The sequence below is a fragment of the Actinoplanes siamensis genome (assembly GCF_016862395.1).
In the GTDB taxonomy this organism is placed as follows: Bacteria; Actinomycetota; Actinomycetes; order Mycobacteriales; family Micromonosporaceae; genus Actinoplanes; species Actinoplanes siamensis.
The window spans coordinates 21,683-40,335 of record NZ_BOMW01000016.1 but is presented as its reverse complement, the minus strand read 5'-3'; the positions used below and the strand labels follow the sequence as shown (position 1 = coordinate 40,335).

The 18,653-nt window shown below is 72.1% G+C and carries 17 protein-coding genes and 3 tRNA genes; 7 read left to right on the top strand and 13 right to left on the bottom strand.

Annotated features, from left to right (window positions below; translation table 11 throughout):
- Position 1: 1 nt before the first annotated feature.
- The 6 genes from Asi03nite_RS08050 to Asi03nite_RS08025 form a co-directional block, all read right to left on the bottom strand.
- On the bottom strand, positions 2–964 hold the full coding sequence (locus Asi03nite_RS08050; protein ID WP_203677800.1) for a carbohydrate ABC transporter permease: 963 nt from the start codon (positions 962–964) through the stop codon (positions 2–4).
- Complete coding sequence (locus Asi03nite_RS08045) at positions 951–2,015, bottom strand: PfkB family carbohydrate kinase (RefSeq protein WP_203677799.1); 1,065 nt, start codon at positions 2,013–2,015, stop codon at positions 951–953. Before Asi03nite_RS08045 ends, Asi03nite_RS08050 begins: the two co-directional genes overlap by 14 nt.
- A gap of 43 nt (positions 2,016–2,058) precedes the next feature.
- Entirely contained in the window at positions 2,059–2,532 is a 474-nt protein-coding gene (locus Asi03nite_RS08040; RefSeq protein ID WP_203677798.1) for a hypothetical protein, read from the bottom strand.
- A gap of 238 nt (positions 2,533–2,770) precedes the next feature.
- Positions 2,771–3,277 (bottom strand): GAF domain-containing protein, encoded by a 507-nt coding sequence (locus Asi03nite_RS08035; RefSeq protein ID WP_203677797.1) that lies wholly within the window; start codon positions 3,275–3,277, stop codon positions 2,771–2,773.
- 18 nt (positions 3,278–3,295) lie between these two features.
- The gene (locus Asi03nite_RS08030; protein WP_203677873.1) at positions 3,296–3,703 is read right to left on the bottom strand and encodes a hypothetical protein; all 408 of its coding nucleotides are present in this window, start codon (positions 3,701–3,703) and stop codon (positions 3,296–3,298) included.
- Positions 3,704–3,843: 140 nt separating this feature from the next.
- Positions 3,844–4,377 (bottom strand): hypothetical protein, encoded by a 534-nt coding sequence (locus Asi03nite_RS08025; RefSeq protein WP_203677796.1) that lies wholly within the window; start codon positions 4,375–4,377, stop codon positions 3,844–3,846.
- A 269-nt stretch (positions 4,378–4,646) separates the two neighbouring features.
- Between Asi03nite_RS08025 and Asi03nite_RS08020 the strand changes: the two genes are divergently transcribed.
- Complete coding sequence (locus tag Asi03nite_RS08020; protein ID WP_203677795.1) at positions 4,647–5,414, top strand: hypothetical protein; 768 nt, start codon at positions 4,647–4,649, stop codon at positions 5,412–5,414.
- Positions 5,415–6,252: 838 nt separating this feature from the next.
- Here the strand turns inward: Asi03nite_RS08020 and Asi03nite_RS08015 are convergent.
- From Asi03nite_RS08015 to Asi03nite_RS07990, 6 genes are all read right to left on the bottom strand, one after another.
- Positions 6,253–7,596, bottom strand: a complete 1,344-nt coding sequence (locus Asi03nite_RS08015; RefSeq protein WP_203677794.1) for a ferredoxin reductase family protein — start codon at positions 7,594–7,596, stop codon at positions 6,253–6,255.
- A 68-nt stretch (positions 7,597–7,664) separates the two neighbouring features.
- Positions 7,665–7,735: transfer RNA gene (locus Asi03nite_RS08010), tRNA-Cys, on the bottom strand.
- A gap of 10 nt (positions 7,736–7,745) precedes the next feature.
- Positions 7,746–7,826 (bottom strand) — tRNA-Tyr (locus tag Asi03nite_RS08005).
- 21 nt (positions 7,827–7,847) lie between these two features.
- Positions 7,848–7,922 (bottom strand) — tRNA-Leu (locus tag Asi03nite_RS08000).
- A gap of 270 nt (positions 7,923–8,192) precedes the next feature.
- Positions 8,193–9,194 (bottom strand): TAXI family TRAP transporter solute-binding subunit, encoded by a 1,002-nt coding sequence (locus Asi03nite_RS07995; protein ID WP_203677793.1) that lies wholly within the window; start codon positions 9,192–9,194, stop codon positions 8,193–8,195.
- Entirely contained in the window at positions 9,191–11,212 is a 2,022-nt protein-coding gene (locus Asi03nite_RS07990) for a TRAP transporter permease (protein WP_203677792.1), read from the bottom strand. Before Asi03nite_RS07990 ends, Asi03nite_RS07995 begins: the two co-directional genes overlap by 4 nt.
- Before the next feature lie 103 nt (positions 11,213–11,315).
- Between Asi03nite_RS07990 and Asi03nite_RS07985 the strand changes: the two genes are divergently transcribed.
- From Asi03nite_RS07985 to Asi03nite_RS07975, 3 genes are all read left to right on the top strand, one after another.
- The gene (locus Asi03nite_RS07985) at positions 11,316–11,630 is read left to right on the top strand and encodes a hypothetical protein (protein WP_203677791.1); all 315 of its coding nucleotides are present in this window, start codon (positions 11,316–11,318) and stop codon (positions 11,628–11,630) included.
- Complete coding sequence (locus Asi03nite_RS07980) at positions 11,627–12,214, top strand: hypothetical protein (RefSeq protein WP_203677790.1); 588 nt, start codon at positions 11,627–11,629, stop codon at positions 12,212–12,214. The genes Asi03nite_RS07985 and Asi03nite_RS07980 overlap by 4 nt, the downstream gene beginning before the upstream one ends.
- A 134-nt stretch (positions 12,215–12,348) precedes the next feature.
- On the top strand, positions 12,349–12,771 hold the full coding sequence (locus Asi03nite_RS07975) for a hypothetical protein (protein ID WP_203677789.1): 423 nt from the start codon (positions 12,349–12,351) through the stop codon (positions 12,769–12,771).
- Between the two features lie 200 nt (positions 12,772–12,971).
- On the opposite strand, the gene Asi03nite_RS07970 is transcribed toward Asi03nite_RS07975, so the two are convergent.
- Positions 12,972–15,260 carry a beta-galactosidase gene (locus tag Asi03nite_RS07970; protein ID WP_203677788.1) on the bottom strand — a complete coding sequence of 763 codons (2,289 nt, stop codon included), beginning with the start codon at positions 15,258–15,260 and terminating at the stop codon, positions 12,972–12,974.
- A gap of 244 nt (positions 15,261–15,504) precedes the next feature.
- On the opposite strand from Asi03nite_RS07970, the gene Asi03nite_RS07965 reads away from it, so the two are divergent.
- The 3 genes from Asi03nite_RS07965 to Asi03nite_RS07955 are packed head-to-tail and all read left to right on the top strand — an operon-like array spanning position 15,505 to position 18,630.
- Positions 15,505–16,815 (top strand): ABC transporter substrate-binding protein, encoded by a 1,311-nt coding sequence (locus Asi03nite_RS07965; RefSeq protein WP_203677787.1) that lies wholly within the window; start codon positions 15,505–15,507, stop codon positions 16,813–16,815.
- 58 nt (positions 16,816–16,873) lie between these two features.
- Positions 16,874–17,806: a carbohydrate ABC transporter permease gene (locus Asi03nite_RS07960; RefSeq protein WP_203677786.1), complete on the top strand. Its 933-nt coding sequence runs from the start codon at positions 16,874–16,876 to the stop codon at positions 17,804–17,806.
- Positions 17,803–18,630: a carbohydrate ABC transporter permease gene (locus Asi03nite_RS07955; RefSeq protein WP_203677785.1), complete on the top strand. Its 828-nt coding sequence runs from the start codon at positions 17,803–17,805 to the stop codon at positions 18,628–18,630. The genes Asi03nite_RS07960 and Asi03nite_RS07955 overlap by 4 nt, the downstream gene beginning before the upstream one ends.
- The last annotated feature ends 23 nt before the right edge of the window (positions 18,631–18,653 follow it).

Here is an 18,653-nt window from a genome sequence, read left to right as displayed (position 1 = left end):
CTCACCCCATCTCGTACGTCGTCCGTCTGCGGAACCAGCTCTGCTGAGCGATCGTCACCGTGATCAACAGCAGGAAGAGCACCACCGACATGGCCGCGGCCCGGCCCATCCGGAAGTCGACGAACGCCTCCCGGTAGATCGCGTACGCCACCACCTCGGTGCGCCCGGCCGGACCGCCCCGGGTCATCGCGTAGACCGTGTCGAACACCTGGAAACTGCTGATCACGCCGGTGGCCAGCACGAAGAACGTGGTCGGGCGGAGCAGCGGCAGGGTGATCCGGCGCAGCCGCTGCCACGGGCCGGCCCCGTCGATGCGGGCCGCCTCCGCGTACTGCGGCGGGATGCCGGCGAGCCCGGCCAGGAAGAACAGCGCCACATAGCCGACATTGGTCCAGACCGTGACCGCGGCGACCGACGGCAGCGCCAGGGTGGGGCTGGTCAGCCACTCGACGCGGTGCCCGAGCAGCTGGTTGATCGCGCCGTCCGACGGGTCGAACAGCCAGCGCCAGACCACTCCCAGCGCCAGCGGGGCGCTGATCCACGGCAGCACCAGGATCGCGCGGAACCAGGTGGAGCCGGGCAGTCGCTGGTCCAGCAGCAGGGCGGCGGCCAGGCCGAGCGCCGTCTGCAGCGGGATGACCAGCAGGACGAAGAACGCGGTGACGGCCAACGACCGGCCGAACGCCGGGTCGGTGAGGATCGACTGGTAGTTGCTCGGGCCGGTCCACCGGGCCGGGCTCACCAGGTCCCACCGGAAGAGGCTGATGCCCGCCACGATCCCGACCGGGAGCAGCAGGAACCCGCCGACGCCCACCAGGCTGGGCGCGAGGAACGCATACCCCGCCAGCGTGTCGGCGCGCCTGCTCCCGCCGACCGTCCCCGAGCGCGCCGACGCGCGTGGCCGGCGTCCGCCGGCGCGCCTGCTCGCGCGGGCCGGCGCGGGCGCCGCGTCAGCGCTCGGCATGCGCGTCGGACAGGCGGGCGATGGTGGCGGTCGCCCGGTGCACCGCGTTGCGCCGGCCGGGCGGGATCACCTCGGGCAGGAACGCGTAGCGCCGGGCCAGCTCGCCCTCGCTGGACTCGGGGTGGCGCCGCTCGGCGGCCCGCAGCGTGGCCTGCCACCAGTCGGCGATGTCCCCCCAGCCGGGCGCGGACAGCGACCCGCCGAAGTGCTGCACGGAGAGCGCGGCCACCAGGTTCGCGAACGCCACCCGGTCGGCCAGCGGCCAGCCACCCAGCGTGCCGGCGATGAACCCGGCGGTGAAGACGTCACCGGCGCCGGTCGGGTCGAGCGCCTCCACCGGCACGCCCGGAACCGTCGCCACCTCACCGGTCGCCGCGTCGACCGCGCGCGCGCCGTCGCCGCCGTCGGTCACCACCACGATCGGCACCAGACCGGCCAGCTTGTCCAGCGCCGCGCCGGGCGTGCCGGTGCGGGTGTAGCGCATCGCCTCGACCGCGTTGGGCAGGAAAGCGTGGCAGTCGGGCAGCACCGAGAGGGCGTCGAAGTCCCACTGGTCGGTCTCGTCCCACCCGACGTCCGCGAAGATCAGGGTGCCGTTGCGCCCGGCCCGGGGCACCCAGCCGGTGGCCGAGCCGCCCAGGCTCACGGCCGCCGCGCGGGCCGCCGGCAGCCCGTTGACCAGGCCCTCGTCGTCGGTGGGCAGCGGATGCCCATGGGTGATCATGCTGCGGTCGCGGTCGTAGGCCAGCGAGACGGTGACCGGCGAGTGCCAGTCGTCGAGCCGCCGGGACGCGGAAAGATCGATTCCCTCCTGCCGGCTGAGCACCTGGTGACAGAATTCGCCGTAGGCGTCCCTGCTCAGCGCCGTGCCGAGGCCGGTGTGCAGGCCGAGGCGGCCGGCGGCCACAGCCAGATTGGCCACCCCGCCGGGGCACGACCCCATCCCGGAGGCACGCACCTCGGTGCCGGGGCCGGGCAGCTCACGCAGCCCGGTGAAGACGACATCGAGGAACACCATCCCGGGTACGAACAGATCGAGCTGGCGCGCCATTGGCCGATCTTACCTCCGCTCCGATAGGTGAAGTGGAGATTGATCATCGAGTGCGGCGCACGTCTCCGTGGGCCGCACGCAGCGTGTCGACGTGGCGGTCGGTGCCGGGCGGGTGCAGGGTGTCCAGCATCCGCCACGCTTCGTCCAGCGCCTGGGACAGCTCCTGGATCCGGCCGGCGTGCTGGCGGCGGACGTCCTCGCGCACCTTCTCGATGCGGCGCAGCCAGCCGGCGCCGCTCTCCGGGGCGGGCGCGGCTCCCGGCCGTTCCACGGCGGGGCGGAACCTCTCGGCAGGCGCGGGTCCCGCCACGGCCGGCCGCGGCCTTCCCAGCGCCGCCGGCGGCGGCTGCAGGACGTCGGAGGCCGGGACGATGGCGGCGATCGCCCGGCCGCCGTCGACCACGACGGTGACCTGGCCGGTCAGGCCGGTGAGTCGGACCAGTTGCTGGAATCGGAGGCGGGTCTCGGCGATGGACAACTCGATCCGGCGGCGGATCGGCATGGCTGCTTCTCCCATGCCGCCGATGATGCGCGCGGGGTACGACATTTTTGCGATACCGTGCGCCACACGGGTGACTCACTTGTGGATTCCGGCGACGTGCGCGACGTGGTGGCCCAAGCCGTCGCGGTCCTCCGGCACAGCACCGGCCAGGACTGGCAGGCGCCGGCGGGCGACCCTGGCCCACGCTGCTCTGGGCGACCGGCCGGGCCGGGCTCCCCGGCCACCCGCGCCGGACGCGCTGGCGCCGGTTCGCCTAGCTGCGGTGCTTCAGCAGGGCGTCCATGGCCTCCTCCGCGCTGTCCGACAGCACCGCCATGTCGACGCCCGTGTAGATCCGCCGCCGGGTGTCCACCACGCAGTGCGCCCCGAGCAGCACCCCGCCCGGCGTCACCAGCGGCACGCCCAGGTAGCTGCGCAGACCGGCGCTCGCCAGGAAGGGATTGGCCGCGTGCGCCGGGTCGTCGCTGAAGTCGGCCACGCAGTACGGCTCGCCGTTCAGCACGGTGCGGCTGCACACCGCCCACTCGGCTGCGGCGCCCTGCGCCGTGGCCACCCACCCGCCCCGCCCGTACGACCCGATGATCTGCTGGGTGTCCGCGGTGAGCACCGACACCAGCGAGACCGGCGCCTCGAGCAGCTTGGCGCTCCGCTTGGCCACCTCGTCCAGCTCGGCCCGCAGGGTGGCGTCGGCGAGGTCGTACCGGGCCAGCTCGGCCAGCCGCGACGGCTCGGCCAGACGGTCGTGGAGATCGATCTGCACGGAACCCCTTCCGGGAACTCAGTGGCGGAAGCCGCCGACGAGGTTGGTCAGGCACCGGCCAGCCTGGTCGTCAAGTCTGCCGCGGCCTGCTGTGTGGTGCGCGCCCCCTCGGCGGTCGCGGCGGCGACCTGCGCCACACCGGTGACCGTGCGGCGCGGGCATGATCTTGACGTTCCCGCCGAGATCCACCCCGAGCCGCCTCATGTCCCGAAGTTCGGCACGAAAGCGGCCCGGCTGAGCGGCGCCGCGGTCGGTGCGCCTCGGCGCGCCGGGTCCCGGCCCGACGAGCAGGCGGAACGCCCCGGAAACCAGGGCCGCCGCGGGCGCCCCGGCATCGGTCGGCGAGCCCGGAGGCGTGCCGTCCACCCGGCCGCTGACGACCGAGATCAGCACCGACGTGCCGAGCGCCCCGCCGATCTGCGGCATGACCGCCTGCGGGCCACCGCCGGTTCTCCGGGCTCGGCACCGCCCGCCGACCGGGCCGCGGGGCAAGCCGGTCGCACCGGCCCGGAGCGCCGGTCGGCTGGTCCCCTCGGCAGCCGGTCGCACCGGCCCGGAGCACCCGGTCATCCGGCCACCCGGCGACGGGTCGCCCCGCCCCGGACAGCCCGGTGACCGTTCGCCGGGGAGCCGGGGTGGGGGCCGGCGCCCGCCGTACCGGAGGAAGCCGATCTTGATCTTGAATGTTCCCGGTGCGGCACCGCCGGCGTGATCGGGAGGCGGCGCAGAAACGGGACGAACGGGTCACGGAAGGTGCGTGCCGCGGTGCTGAACAGCAGCGCGGCGGCCACCATGCCGACCGCCGGCAGGCCGATCAACAGCGCGATCACCGAGGCGGTGAGGCCGCCCCAGACCATCACCCGCAGGCCGATGTCCACGACCGGGATACCGCTCGGGCGATGTCTGGTCCAGATCGGCAGGAACGAGCACGCCGCGGCCAGCGCGACGGCGCCGAGGACGGCGGCGAAGGTGAGGAAAGCTTGCGGCCAGTGGTAGTGACGGCCCAGCGCGTAGGCACCGGAGACCACGCCGCCGAACCAGACCTTGGCAAGCGCCCAGCGTCCGAATTTGACCAGCGGATCATCGACATCGACGGCCATCGGCGGCTCCCGCCGTTCGAGGGTCAGCGCTGGTCAGTCTAGGGCTTTCCGGATCTCTCCGCCGCCGCCACCTCCGCCGGGTCGTCGCCGAAGACAACGCGGCCGGAGCCGTCCTTCCATCCCGTCAGTCGCCCGTCATCCGTTCCTTTCTCATCCCTGGGTCGGAGCCGCTGTCGACCGCCGGCGCCCTCGTACGCCCACGGGCGTACGCCGGAAATACGCCCGCAGCCCGACGCGGCAGCCCACGCCCGCCCGGCAGGATCGTCCGCATGACCGCACTCCTGGACGCCGCCACCCGAGCCGGCCGCCTGCGCCCGGTGGAGCGGACCGCCTACCTGGTCGGAGTCCTGCTGGTGCTCTCCGGCGCGGTGCACTTCGGCATCTTCCTGGCCGACGGCGGCCCGTGGGAGGGCCCGGTCTCCTGGCGCAAGCCCACCACGTTCGGCCTCTCCTTCGGCCTGACCCTGATCACGATCACCTGGGTGACCGGCTACTCGGTGCTGAGTCCCCGAGCCCGCAGCTGGTTGCTGGGCGTCTTCACCGCCGACTGCGTGCTGGAGGTCGCCGGCATCACCGTCCAGGCCTGGCGACGGCTCCCGTCCCACTTCAACACCGAGACGCCGCTGTCCCGCGTGATCGCCATGGCCCTGGCCCTCGGCGGCGCGGTGCTGGTGGTGGTCCTGGCCGCCTTCGCCGTCACCGCCCTGCGGGGCCGCCTGCGAGCCCCGGCCGACCTGCGGCTGGCGTTGCGGGCCGGCTGGGCGCTGCTGCTGCTCGCCCTGGCCACCGGCATCGCCATGGTGGCGAAGGGCTCGATCCTGTTCCGTACGGCAAGTCCCCAGATCGCCTACGAGACCGCCGGCTCCCTGAAACCGGTCCACGGCGTAGCCCTGCACGCCATCCTGGCGCTCCCGCTCCTGTCCGTCACCCTCCGAGCAGCCGGCTGGCCGGAAGCCCGCCGCCACCGAGCCGTCACACTCGCCACCTGCCTCTACATCCTGGCCACCAGCGTCGCCGCGCTGATCTCGGTGACCTGAGCCCAGCCGCGACCCCGCCCGTCCCCGCCATCGTCACCACGCCCGCCCAGCACGCGCCCAGCCCCACCGAGCGCCCAGCCGCACCAGGCGCCCAGCCTCACCAGGGGCACCCTGCTTCACCACGGGCACCTGCTTCACCACGGGCACCCTGCTTCACGGCCCGCAGTGGCCCATCGGAGCGCAGCGGTTTCGCTACCTGTTCTCGGACTCCTGCCCGGTGGAAGGGCGCACGACGTCCCGAGCCGCGACGACCCGGGTCGTGGGCGCGGCGTCGCCAAGGGCGGCCCGAAGGCAGGACGATCCGGGTCGGCCATGAATCCGTCGTAGCCAGAACGTTCCCTGAACCGGATGAGGCGCACTTCCTCGCTGCCGGCGGTGTCGTGCACCCGGCGCTCCAGGGTTCCCCGTGCCGGGGCAGCAGCGCGAACACTTCGTCCCGCACCTTTCCGGCCGGGCCGCACAGTCCCCAACCAGGACGGAATGACAACAACCAGCACCAGTCCGGCTCGACCGGCCGGGTGTCACAGTGCCTAAGCGGGGCGGATGACGACGATCAGCACCAGCCGGGTGCGGGGACGGGGTGGGGAGGCGAGAGGTCCCGGGTGCTGTCTCCCCCATACCGAGGCAGCACCCGGGAACCTCTGGAGGAACCGCCCGGGGGCATCTTCCGGGCGGTTCCCGTCTGTGATGGCCGGTGGATAGCCGATGAACGAGCAGGCGGAGCGGATTCGGCGGACGCGGACGGCGGATCAAGCGGGCGGATCAGGGTGGCGAACCGGGCGAGCGGACCCAGGCCGGCGGATCAGGGTGGCGGATCGGGGCGGATCGTGGGGGCTGGTCAGGTGGCGAGGTGGAAGCGTTCGGCGTGTATCTGGCGGGGCGGGACTCGCAGGCGCCGGAGACTGTCCAGCACAGCCGCGGTCATGGCGTCCGGGCCGCAGACGTACACGTCCCGGGCGGTGATGTCGGGGACCAGCGCGACCAACTGTTCCGGCGCGAACGGGCGATGGCCGCCGCCGGTGCGGCCGGTCAGCAGGTGCAGGCGCGCCTGCCGTACATCGGCGAGGTTTTGCATCTCTCCCAGAAGGACCGCGTCGCGCACCTCCCGCACCCGGTAGAGCACCACCACGTGACCGGTCAGATCCGGGTCCTCCAACAGCGCGCGGATCGGGGTCACGCCGATCCCGCCGGCGATCAGCACCGTCGCGCCCCGGGTGCGGTGCGCCGCCGTGAACGCCCCGTACGGACCTTCCGCGTAGACCCGCGACCCGATCGGCAGATCCCGCAGCCCGGCGCTGGTCGCCCCGACGCCCTTCGCGGTGAGGCGCAGCGAGCGGCCGTTCGGCGTGGCGGAGAGCGAGAACGGGTTGACCTGCCACCACCGGTTGTGGCCGGGGAAGCGCCAGAGGAAGAACTGCCCCGCTCGGGCCGGCAGTTTCTCCAGCTCACGGCCCGTGATGTGGACGGAGACGGTGTCGTCGGACTCCTCGACGACCGCGGCGACCCGCAACCGGTGCCGGGAGTTGCGGACCATCGGGACGACCAGGCGGCCGGCGATCAGGGCGCCGAGCGCGAACGCCCACAGCCCCCACCAGTACACCTGCGTGACCGGGTTGACCCGGAACGCGGTGCCCTCGTACACCTGGTGCAGCACGCCGAGCAGGACCACCACGTACAGAAGCAGATGAATGGCATGCCACGCCTCGTAGGACAGCCGGCGCCGGGCGGCCCGGACGGACAGCGCCACGATGACCATGAGCAGGCCGGCCGCGATCATGCCGAGCAGGACCGGGAGTTGGCGGGCCAGATTCGCCGTCTCGGCCAGGATCGGGATGCCGTCCAGCCTGGCGAATCCGAGCACCACGAACGCGGGGTGCGCCAGGGCCAGCCAGAAGATCGCCAGGCCGGTCCAGCGGTGCCAGACGGTGAGGCGGTCCATGCCGAACGCCCGGTCGACCACCGGCAGGCGGGCCACCAGCAGCAGTTGCAGGGCCATGGCGAGGGCCAGGTAGAGGCCGAGGAGCCGGCCGATCGTACCGGGCGGATTCTTGCCGGGTCCGGCGGCGACGAACATCAGCTGCACGGCCACGACGTTGAACACGATGAATGCCACGATCGCGGCGCGCGCGACGCGGACGGAACGGCGGAAGGTGAGGACTCGAGGCTGGGGCACGGCGGTCATCCCGGTCTCCCCCTGGTGGGAGCTGCTGTTGCCGGGGTGTACCGCCGTTGCCGTCAGCCGGTTCAACGAGATCGCAGCCGGATTCGAACCGGCGTGCACCGCTTTGCAGGCGGTTCCCTGACCACTCGGGCATGCGATCGGGTGGTGCGTGCGGGCGGCAGGATTCGAACCTGCTCAGCGAAGCACCCGGTTTACAGCCGGGCCCGACTCTCCGACGTCGGCGCGCCCGCGTGGCGCGTCCGGAACACCGTTGCCCCCCGGCGCGATGCGAACGCGCACCACCGGCGTCCTCAACACCGGCCCTCTGCCGGTTGGGCTACGAGGGCAGGATTCCACCAAACACAAAAAAGCCGCCTTTCCCGTACGGGGATCAGCGGCGCACATGTGCGGGCGGGCTCAGCCGCGCCACCGATCCGGGGCGGGATAAAGGTCCGGACACAGCATCGTCCTGAACTCCTCGAGACGTGGAAGCTGTGTCCAACCTAGAAGGCCCGCCCCGGACCGGCAACGCATTTGTCCTCAGCCCGACCCGTCCGGTCGGCTCCGGCGGGGACCGGCGGCCACGACCTGGTGACCGGCGCGCGGCCGCCGGACCGTCACTGCGGGGCGTGCAGGTCGTCGAGGGCCTTCTCCGCGCCGCGGTGCACCGGCACCGGCGACGTCCTGCGCGCCGTCTCCAGCGTGATCTCCCTGGCCGCCGCGTTGGCCTGCGCCAGCTGCGCCTTCCTGTCGAACAGGGTCTTCGTCAGCACGCAGGCCACGTCCGGGTCCAGGTCCGCCCGGACCAGCAGGAAGTTCGGCACGACGACGGTCTTCACGTCGGCTGCCTGCTGATAGACCGCCGCCGGGACGACCCCTTCCTGGTACACCTCGTTGATCTTCCGCAGCTCGGGCAGCAGCGGGGTGATGTCCAGGAACTCGACCTGGTCCTTCGCGGTCGTGAGCAGGTCGGTGATCCCCGGGGTGGGTAGGCCGCCGGACCAGAAGAACGCGTCTATCGTGCCGTCCTTGATCCCGTCCACGGTCTTGGTCAGGTCGAGCTTCTGCGCGCTGACGTCCTTCGCCGGGTCCAGACCGGCCGCGGTCAGGACACGGTTGGCGATCACCTCGGTGCCGGACTTCGGCGATCCGGTGGAGATCCGCTTGCCCTTCATCCCGGCGACGTCCTTGATCCCGGCGGCCTTGCGGACGATCACCTGCGTGTAGTTGGTGTGGATCCGGGCCAGCGCGGCGACCGGCTGCTTCGCGGTGAAGCCGCCGGTGCCGCCGACCGCGTCGGCGGCCGTGTCGGCGAGCGAGAACGCCACGTCGTAGGTGCCGGCCACGAGCTGCTGGATGTTCTGCACCGACGCCCCGGTCTCCGCGGCGGTGGCCCGCACCTTGCCGCCGGAGGCGTTCACCTGCTCGGCGAAGGCGTTGCCCAGCGCGAAGTAGACACCTGTGGCGTTGCCGGTCGCGATGCCGATCCGGGTGTCCTGGGCGACCTGACAGGTGACGTCGCCACCGGCGTCGGTGGCCGCGGTGTTCTGCCGGCCGCCGCACGAGGTGGCGGCCAGGGCCAGCGCGGACAGGGTGGTGACGGCCAGGATTCGTCTCATGCGGGTCCTCCGGTCGCTGTCTCGGTGCCGTCTCTGGTACGGCCTGTGTCGTCGCGCCCCCGGGTGAGGGCCGCCAGCAGCGCGGCGACCGCCAGCGCCGCCACGCCGACGCCGGCCGCGAGCGGCGCGAGGTAGAGCAGGAACAACCCGGCCACGGCGCCGAGCACCCGGCTCGGCGCCCCGGCCGGGCCGATGCCCGGCACCCAGCCGCCGGTCGCCACGGCCAGCCCGAGCACCGCCAGCCCGGCCGCCGCGCTGGTCCACAGGATGCCGCCGATCGGCCCTCTGGCCAGCAGGTACTCGCCGCGATCGGTGAGCACGAAGGCGATCGGCGCGAGGAACGCCGGCAGCGCGTACTTCAGCGCCTGCCACATCGTCGGCATGGTCCGCCCGCCGGTGATGGCGCTCGCGCCCACCGCGGCGAGCGCGGTCGGCGGCGTGACCTCGGAGAGCACCGAGTAGTAGAAGACGAACATGGCGGCGGCCGGCGCGGCCACCCCGAGCCCCAGCAATGCCGGCCCGATGATCACCCAGCCGATGATGAAGCTGGCTGTCACCGGCACCGCGAGGCCCAGCACGGACAGCGCCACGGCGGCCAGCACCACCGTCGAGGCGAGCACCACGTCCGGGTTGTCGGTGATCGCCCGCGCGCCGCTGACCAGCAGGGACGCGAGCTGGGCGCCGAGGCCGGTCTTGGTGGTGACAGCGGTGATCACACCGGCCGCGGCGCACACCGCGACCACCGGCAGCACCCCGCGGACCCCGGCCGCGAGCGCGCCGAAGAGCCGGACCGGGGTCAGCCGCGCCCCGCGGTCCAGGAAGGACAGCGCCACTGCGAGCAGCGTCGCGTAGACCACGGCGCGGGTGGCGCTCTCCCCGATCGCGAGCAGCACGACGATCAGGACGAGCGACGAGAAGTGGTAGCCGGACCGGGTCAGCAGCCGCCACGCGCTGGTCGTGGGCGGATCCACGGCGCGCACCCCGAACCGGCGTACGTCGATCTCCACAGCCAGCAGGATGCCGAGGTAGTAGAGCAGCGTCGGGATCGTCGCCCAGCCCAGCACGGTCAGGTAGGAGACGTCGAGGTACTCGGCGACGATGAACGCCGCGGCGCCCAGCGTCGGCGGTGACAGGATGGCGCCGACCCCGGCCGCCGCGAGCATGCCGCCGGCCTGCTCGGGCGGGTACCCGGCGCGGCGCAGCATCGGCCAGGTGACCGCGCCCACGCTGACCGCCGTCGCGGTCCCCGACCCGGAGACGGTGCCGAGCAGGAAGCCCGCGGCCACGGCGGTCCGCCCGGCGGCGCTGCGCGACCTACGGAACGCGGCGACCGACAGCTCGACGAAGAACCGGCTGGCCCCGGAGAGGTCGAGCACGGCGCCGTAGATGGTGAAGAGCACGATGTACGTCGCGGCCACGTCCAGCGGCGTGCCGTAGAACCCGCTCCCCGAGTTGTACAGCGCGTCGACGATCTGCGCGAAGTCGAGTCCGGCGTGGGCGATCGGCCAGTCCTGCGGGAGCCGGCCGCCGTAGTACCCGTACAGCAGGAAGGCGAGGCAGACGACGGGCAGCGCCAGCCCGGTCGTTCGCCTGGCGGCCTCGACGACCAGGACCAGCAGGACGGCGCCGAAGGCGACGTCGACGGGTTCGAGCAGCGCCTGCCGGTCGAGGAAACCGTCGTAGCCCCCGCCGAGCGGGTTGACCGGGTAGAGGCAGGCGACCAGCGCGGCGGCGGCGAGGATCCAGTCGCTCCAGGTGGGCTTCCGGTCGCTGTCGCGTCGTGCCTTGTACGCGAGGAACACCAGCGGCAGCGTCACCGCCAGGAAGACGATCAGGTAGAACTGGCTGCCCTGCGCGAGCGGCCGGAACACCTGCCAGAGGGTGCACAGCCCAGCCCCGGCGGCGACCCCGGCGACCCCGGTTCCGACGCGTCCGCCCAGCTCCCGGGCCGGCCGTTCTTCCTGCTCGTAGTGGACGGCGGCCGGCTCCTCGACGCCTAGAGATCGATCACCGCCCATGGCTGGACCCTACTACGCCGGACCCGCCGCCGGACCCGTCTGCTCGATGGTGGACTCGGCGACCTAGCATGACGCGAAGCCACCATCACGGAGGGGCGTGCCCATGACCGTTCCGTACCGCGAGGAGACGCCGCCGGGCTGGCCGGAGGCCGTGGAGCGGACCTGGGCGGTCGAGCAGATCGCCGGCGGGGTCCGGCTGTCCGGCGACTGCCCGACCTGCGGCCATCCGACCGAGACGCGGGTGGTCACGGTGATCATGGCGCCCGGGGCCCGGCCCGATCCGAGGTGGACCCCGCCGACCGGGCCGGAGCCGGTGCTGGTGGTCTGCGACTGCGTGCAGGACCACGAGGGACGGCCCGCCGGGCGCACCGGGTGCGGCCGCGCCGCCTACCTCGAGCTGCTGGCGGACCAGCCGTGATCAGGCTGCGGGCGCGGCCCGGCACGGTGACCGCGGTGGACCGGGAGTGGCAGGCGCGGGCGCGGCGGCTGACGCTGGACTCGCTGTACGACGTGCGGGCGGTGGCCGGCCGCTGGGCGGCCACGATCGGGTCGTTGACCGGGCTGCTCAGCCTGGTGGCCCTGGTCGCCGGGCCGCGCAGTGTGGATCAGCTGCCCGTCGGGTGGCGGGTCGCGGCGGGGATCTGTGTGCTGGCGGCGATCGGTGGCGCCGGGTTCGCGACGTGGTGCGCGGCCGAGGCGGCGCAGGGCAGCATCGGGTCGGCGCTGAGCACGTACGCCCAGGTCCGTGACGGTTTCCAGAGGCAGGAGCAGAGCGCCGCGAGGTTGCTGCGGCAGGCGCGGCGAGCGGTCGTGGGGGCCATGGCCGCGCTGGTGGCGGCGGTCGCGCTGACCTGGTTCGTGCCCCGGCAGTCGACCGAAGACTACCTGCTGATCCGCCGCGGGTCCGAGGTGTCCTGCGTGCCGCTCAAGGACGGGCTCACCCTGTCGCTGGCTGTCGAGGCCGGATCGACGGTGACCGTCGTGCGGAAGTGTCAGCGGTAAGAACTCGTCGGATTCGATTTCAAACATTCTCCGGGTAAGCGATTTGCGGTACGCGATACTCGACGAGTACGTCCGGGGTTGTCCTGTTCGCCCCGAATCGTCGTACTTATCCAACGGGAGCTGTGGAGACAGTCATGAATCTTCTGCGTATCGGAACCGCCGCGGCGCTGGCCACCGCGGGACTCGCCGCCGGCCTTCCCGGCGTCGCGCAGGCCAAGGTCGGCGACCACGCCGTCAAGATCACCGTCGTCAACGACAGCAGCTACGACTTCACCCGGGCCCGCTACCGAGTCACCGAGGGGGGCTGGGACGTCCGGCCCTTCAAGGACATCTCGGCCGGCGACTCCGACTGGTTCCGCACCGTGTCGGACGAGGAGAAGGGCGGCACCGCCGGCAACATCACCTTCCGGACCGAGAAGGGCGAGTTCACCATCACCTGGCTCAACCCGTACGGCGCGCCGAACGAGTTCTACTGCACCACGACGGCGAAGCTCAGCTGCGACGACGAGGTCATCGACAACAGCGCCCTGGCCGAGGTCAAGTTCACCATCGGGTGAACCCGGCGGCGTGCCGATCCGGCCGGGCCCACCGGGGCCCGGCCGGACTCGCGCCGGTCAGCAGCGCGTCGCGTCCAGCCCGGACCGGCGCCTGGCGCACGCCGCCGATGTGGGGCGGCGGCTCCTGGCCGGGGAGGTAACGGCCGAGCCGGCCCAGCACGTCCAGATAGATCCGGCCAGGTCGTCGCGTTCCGCGGAGGTCAGCGCGCGACGAACGGCTCGGTGTCGTCGGAGTGGACGATCACGCGTCCGTCGGCCGTCCGGCCCACCCGCTGCACGGGCTCCGGCTCGGTGGCGACGCCGCGGCCGGTCACCCGGATCGCGTCGAGAGCCAGCAGTTGCGGGTCCGCGGCGACCAGGCGGTCCCGGGCGTCCTCGGGCACCGACACCCGGGAGACCGTGGCCAGCGGCAGCAGGTGCAGGGTCACCTCGGCGCCCGCGCGGTAGCCGGCGTCGACCAGGTTGACCAGCCAGTGCGAGCCGTCCCAGAACCGGTCGGTGACCGGGACGCCGTCGACGCGCAGCTCGGCGACGTCACCGGCCCAGTCGATGCGCAGCAGCGCGTCGTGCTCCGGGTCGGCGGCCCAGTCCGGCAGCTGAAGGCGGTAGACCGCGGCGTGCTCGTCGAACGCCGCGCGGCCCGGAGCGGACGGGCGGCCGTCGTGCTCGCCGTACCGGGCCGGCACGGCGGTGGCCGCGCGCAGCTCGACGGCGCGGACCTCGGCGGCGAGCGGGGCACGCCACGGCCCGATCGCCAGGTCGGTGAACGTGCGGGCGGCCGGGTCGTAGGCCCGTACCGCCGCAGTCGCCCTGCCGGTCTTGACCGACAGCCGCCCGGCGGCGTCCCACTGCAGCTCGTCGTCGCTGAGCAGCAGCCGGCGGCCGGCCTCCGCACAGACCCAGACGGACCCGGCGGTCTCGGCCGGCAGCACCAGCACGTCGAGCGCGCCGGTCGCGGTCTCCAGCCGGACCGGCGCCAGCCCCGGCACGAGCGCGATCGGCGCCTGATCGGAAACGGCCAGCGAGGGGCTGATGCCGGCGTCGGCGAGCAGCACCAGCGTAGGCACCGCGCCGGGCAGCAGGGTCAGCGCGGAGGCGGTGGCCCAGGCGATACGCACGCCGCCGGCGGTCAGGTTGACCGGCCAGCGCGCGAGGGTCCCGGCCGGGATGTCCACCGGCTCCGCCGGGAATTCCAGAGCGCCCTCCTCGAGTACGACCCGGAAGCGTGCCCCCCGGTAGGTGTCGAGCGGGACGTGCGGCTGGTGCCAGGCGACGAAGAGGAAGCCGCTGCGGCCGTCGCTGCGCAGCGCCCAGCGCAGGGTCTCGCTGTCCTCCACGCCGTTCGGGCGCACGTCCGGCAGGCTGGACGGCATCTCGGCCAGCCGGTCGCCGAAGGCGGACAGGAAGATGTGCTGGCGGCGCAACTCGGCGTGGCTGGGGGCGAGCGCGCCGGCCTCGCCGATCGGGGCGTGGAAGTCGTAGCCGAGGCGCGGCAGGTCGTTCGGGTAGCCGGTGGCGTGCGACTCCTGCATGCCTTCCGGACTGCTCGGGTTGGTGCCGCCGGTATACATGTAGTAACCCTGCCAGGCCGACCCGTTGCCGATCTTGCAGTGCGCGATGGTCGCCACGTCCAGCGCGGACGGGCGCGGGCGCCTGTGGTACGCGGTGGCCATCCCGCCGGCGAGCTCGCAGGTGGCGGCCGGGAAGAGATCGGACGGGGTGCGTGGGCCGCCCTTGGCCGCCTCGATGTTCTGGGCGCGCCGCACGTCGGCGCCGATGCCCGGGTCGTCCCAGACGTGTGAGAAGAAGTAGTGGTCGCGGAAGTTCGGCGCCCACGGCGCGTCCGCGTCCACCCAGAAGCCGTCGCCGTACCCGCCGTAGAGCGGGAGCACCTCCTCCTCGGGCAGCTCCGCGCTGTCCCAGGCGGTGGCGGTCCAGATCGGCGCGGCCATGCCGGCCTCGCGGGCCATCCGCTTGAGCGTGCGCAGGTGGCCGGGCTGGGTGTACAGCTCGTTCTCCAGCTGGATGCCGAGCACCTTGCCGAAGCGGTCGCCGACGGCGGCGCCGAGCCGGCCGAACCAGTCCGCGACGAGCTCCAGATAGCCGGGGTCGTCGGTGCGGTGCCGGACCGGGGCGCGCTGGACCCAGTCCGGGAAGCCGCCGTTGCGGCTCTCGGCGTGCACCCACGGGCCGATCCGCAGGACGACCTCCAGGCCGGTCTCGACGGCCAGGTCGACGAAGGCGCCGACGTCGAGGTTGCCGTCGAAGCGGCACTCCCCCGGGGCCGGCGAGTGGTGCAGCCAGAAGACGTAGCTGGCCACCACGGTGACGCCGCCGGCCTTCATCTGGCGTAGGCGCTCGGCCCAGCGATGCCGCGGCACCCGGCTGTAGTGCATCTCCCCGGAGACCGGGATGACCGGGACACCGTTGCGCGTCAGGTACCGGTTCGTCAGTGACAGGCCGGGCCGGACGTCCTCGGTGTTGCTCATCCGTGGCCTGCGCAGGGGCGTCGCCCAGGGCTGGTGGCGGACGGAGAGTGGCTCCGCTTGGTTGGGCACGAGAACCCCTCTTTCCGTTCGGACTGTAACCGGTCACAGTCCGGCAGGCCCGAACGATACACAGGATCAACCGGCTCAAGGCAAGGGCTTGACACATCCCCGTAACAGCAGCACTGTAACCGGTCACAGGCATCGACCCGTGGCCCTCACCCGGCGTGCCCATCAAGGAGGACCAATGAAAAAGACCCTTGCTCCGCTGCTGGCTTCCCTGACCGCCGCGGCTTTGTTCACCACCACGGCGTGCAGCGGCTCCGACGACAAGGCCGACAGCGCAGGCGGCGGCGAGAAGGTCGCGCTGACCTACTGGAGCTGGGCGCCGAACATGGACAAGGTGGTCGAGGGCTGGAACTCGACGCACCCGGACATCCACGTCACGGTCAACAAGCAGGACGGCGGCGACCCGGCCGTCACCAAGCTGCTCACCGCGATCAAGGCCGGCTCCGGCGCGCCCGACGTGATGCAGGCCGAGTACCAGAAGATCCCCACCCTGATCTCCGCCGACGCGCTCGCCGACATCTCCTCCCAGGCCGGCTCGCTCAAGGACAAGTTTCCGGCCGCCGCGTGGAACAGCGTCACCCTGGGCGGCGACGCGCTCTACGGCGTCCCGCAGGACTCCGGCCCGCTGATGTTCTTCTACCGTTCCGACGTCTTCGAGAAGAACGGCCTGCAGGCGCCCAAGACCTGGGACGACTACGCGGCCGCGGCCGAGAAGATCCACAAGACGAACCCGAAGCAGTACCTGGGCACGTTCTCCGCCGCCGACGCGGGCCTGTTCGTGGGGCTGGCGCAGCAGGCCGGCGCATCCTGGTGGGGCGTGCAGGGCGACTCCTGGACGGTCGACGTCAACGACGCGGCGACCCAGAAGGTGGCCGGTTACTGGGGCGGCCTGGTGGAGAAGGGCGTCATCGACAACAAGCCGATGTACACCCCGGAGTGGAACGCCGCTCTCAACGACGGCTCGCAGGTCGGCTGGGTCTCCGCGGTGTGGGCGCCGGGCGTGCTGGAGGGCAGCGCCAAGGAGACCAAGGGCAAGTGGAAGGCCGCGTCCATGCCGCAGTGGGACGCCGCGAGCCCGGCGACCGGCAACTGGGGCGGCTCGGCGACCAGCGTCACCAGCCAGAGCAAGCACCCGAAGGAGGCCGCTGAGTTCATCGCGTGGCTCAACAGCGACCCGGCCGCGCTCAAGCTGCTCGCCGGCACCGCGAACGTCTACCCCGCCGCGAACGACGCGACGAGCGTGCTGACCACGCCGCCGGCGTTCTTCGCCGGCCAGAGCGACTTCTACACGATCGCCGCCGAGGCCGGCAAGCAGGCCCGGCCGTTCACCTACGGCCCGAACGTCAACGTCGCGTACAGCGCGTTCAACGACGCGTTCGGCAAGGCCGCCGAGTCGAAGAAGGCGTCCGCCTTCACCGAGTCGCTCGCCACCATCCAGAAGGCGACTGTCGACGACATGAAGAACAGCGGCTTCACCGTCGCCGGATGACCTGCACCGGGTGGGGCTCGACCACCCCACCCGATCCCCCACAGGAAGGGTCTTGGCGATGTCGCTGACCACCACCCGAAGATCCATCCGGCGGGCCGGCGTCCCGTACGCCTTCCTCGCCCCGGGACTGCTGCTGTTCACCCTCTTCCTGGCCGCCCCGATCGGCTACGCCGGCTACCTGAGCCTGCGCAAGGTGAAGGTGAGCGGCCTCGGCCTCGGCTCGAAGTCCCGCACCGAGGTGTGGGCCGGGCTGAGCAACTACGCCCGCTCGATGACCGACCCGGAGTGGCTGCCCAGCGTCTACCGGATCCTGGGTTACGGCCTGATCGTGGTTCCGGCCATGCTCGGCCTGGCGCTGCTGATGGCCCTGCTGCTGGACGCGAACCGCACCCGGCCGGCGCTGAGCGGCTTCGCCCGGATCTCGATCTTCCTGCCGTACGCGGTGCCGGCCGTGGTCGCCTCGCTGCTCTGGGGCTTCCTCTACCTGCCCCGGGTCAGCCCCTTCGGCTACGCCCTGGGCAAGCTCGGGATCGGCACGCCCGAGCTGCTCTCCTCGTCGTGGGTGCTGTACGCGGTGGCGAACGTCGCGGTCTGGGGCGGCACCGGCTTCAACATGATCGTCCTCTACACCGCGCTGAAGTCCGTGCCGACCAGCCTGTACGAGTCGGCCCGGATCGACGGCGCGTCCGAGCTCGCGATCGCCTGGCGCATCAAGATCCCGATCGTGCTGCCATCCCTGATCATGACGTTCGTCTTCTCGATGATCGCGACGCTGCAGGTGTTCGCCGAGCCGATGACGCTCAAGCCGCTCAGCAACACGATCTCCTTCACCTGGACCCCGCTGATGAAGGTCTACCGGGACGCGTTCGTCCGCAACGACATCCACTCCGCGGCCGCCACCTCGGTGGTCATCGCCCTCGCCACGTTCCTGCTGTCCTTCGGCTTCCTCAAGCTGGTCGGGCGCCGGGCCTTCGACCAGGAAGACTCATGAAGAACAGCAAGCTGGCCACCACCCTGCTGCTGCTGGGCGCCGCGTACTGTCTGCTCCCGGTGGTCTGGGTGCTGATCGCCTCGAGCAAGAGCGCCGGTGAGCTGTTCTCCACGTTCACCCTCGCGCCGGGCACCCACCTGCTCGACAACCTGGGCGACCTGAGCGGCTACCGGGACGGCCTGTACTGGCGGTGGATGGCCAACACCGCGCTGTACGCCGGTGTCGGGGCGGCCGTCTCCACCCTCCTCTCCGCGATGAGCGGGTACGCCCTGGCCAAGTTCGACTTCCCGGGCAAGGGCCTGGTCTTCAACGTGATCCTGGCCGGCGTGCTGGTCCCGGGCGTCATCCTGGCCATCCCGCAGTACCTGCTGCTGTCCGGGATCGGGCTGACCAACACCTACTGGGCGGTGCTGCTGCCCAGCTTCATCAGCCCGTACGGCATCTACCTCGCCCGGATCTTCGCCGCCGCGGCGGTGCCGTCGGAGATCCTCGAGGCGTCCCGGATCGACGGGGCCGGCGACTGGCGCACCTTCGCCCGGGTGGTCCTGCCGATGATGCGCACCGGCCTGGTGACGGTGTTCCTCTTCCAGTTCGTGGCGATCTGGAACAACTTCATGCTGCCGTACATCATGCTGGGCGACGACAAGCTGTATCCGCTGACGGTGGGGTTGAACGGCCTGCTCAACCAGGGTGCGAGCCAGCCCTCGATGTATACCGTGGTGGTGACCGGCGCGCTCGTGTCGATCGTCCCGCTGATCGCCCTGTTCCTCACGCTCCAGCGGTACTGGCAGGTCGACCTGGCCGCCGGCGGCGTCAAGGCATAGGCAAGGGTGACGACTATGATCCC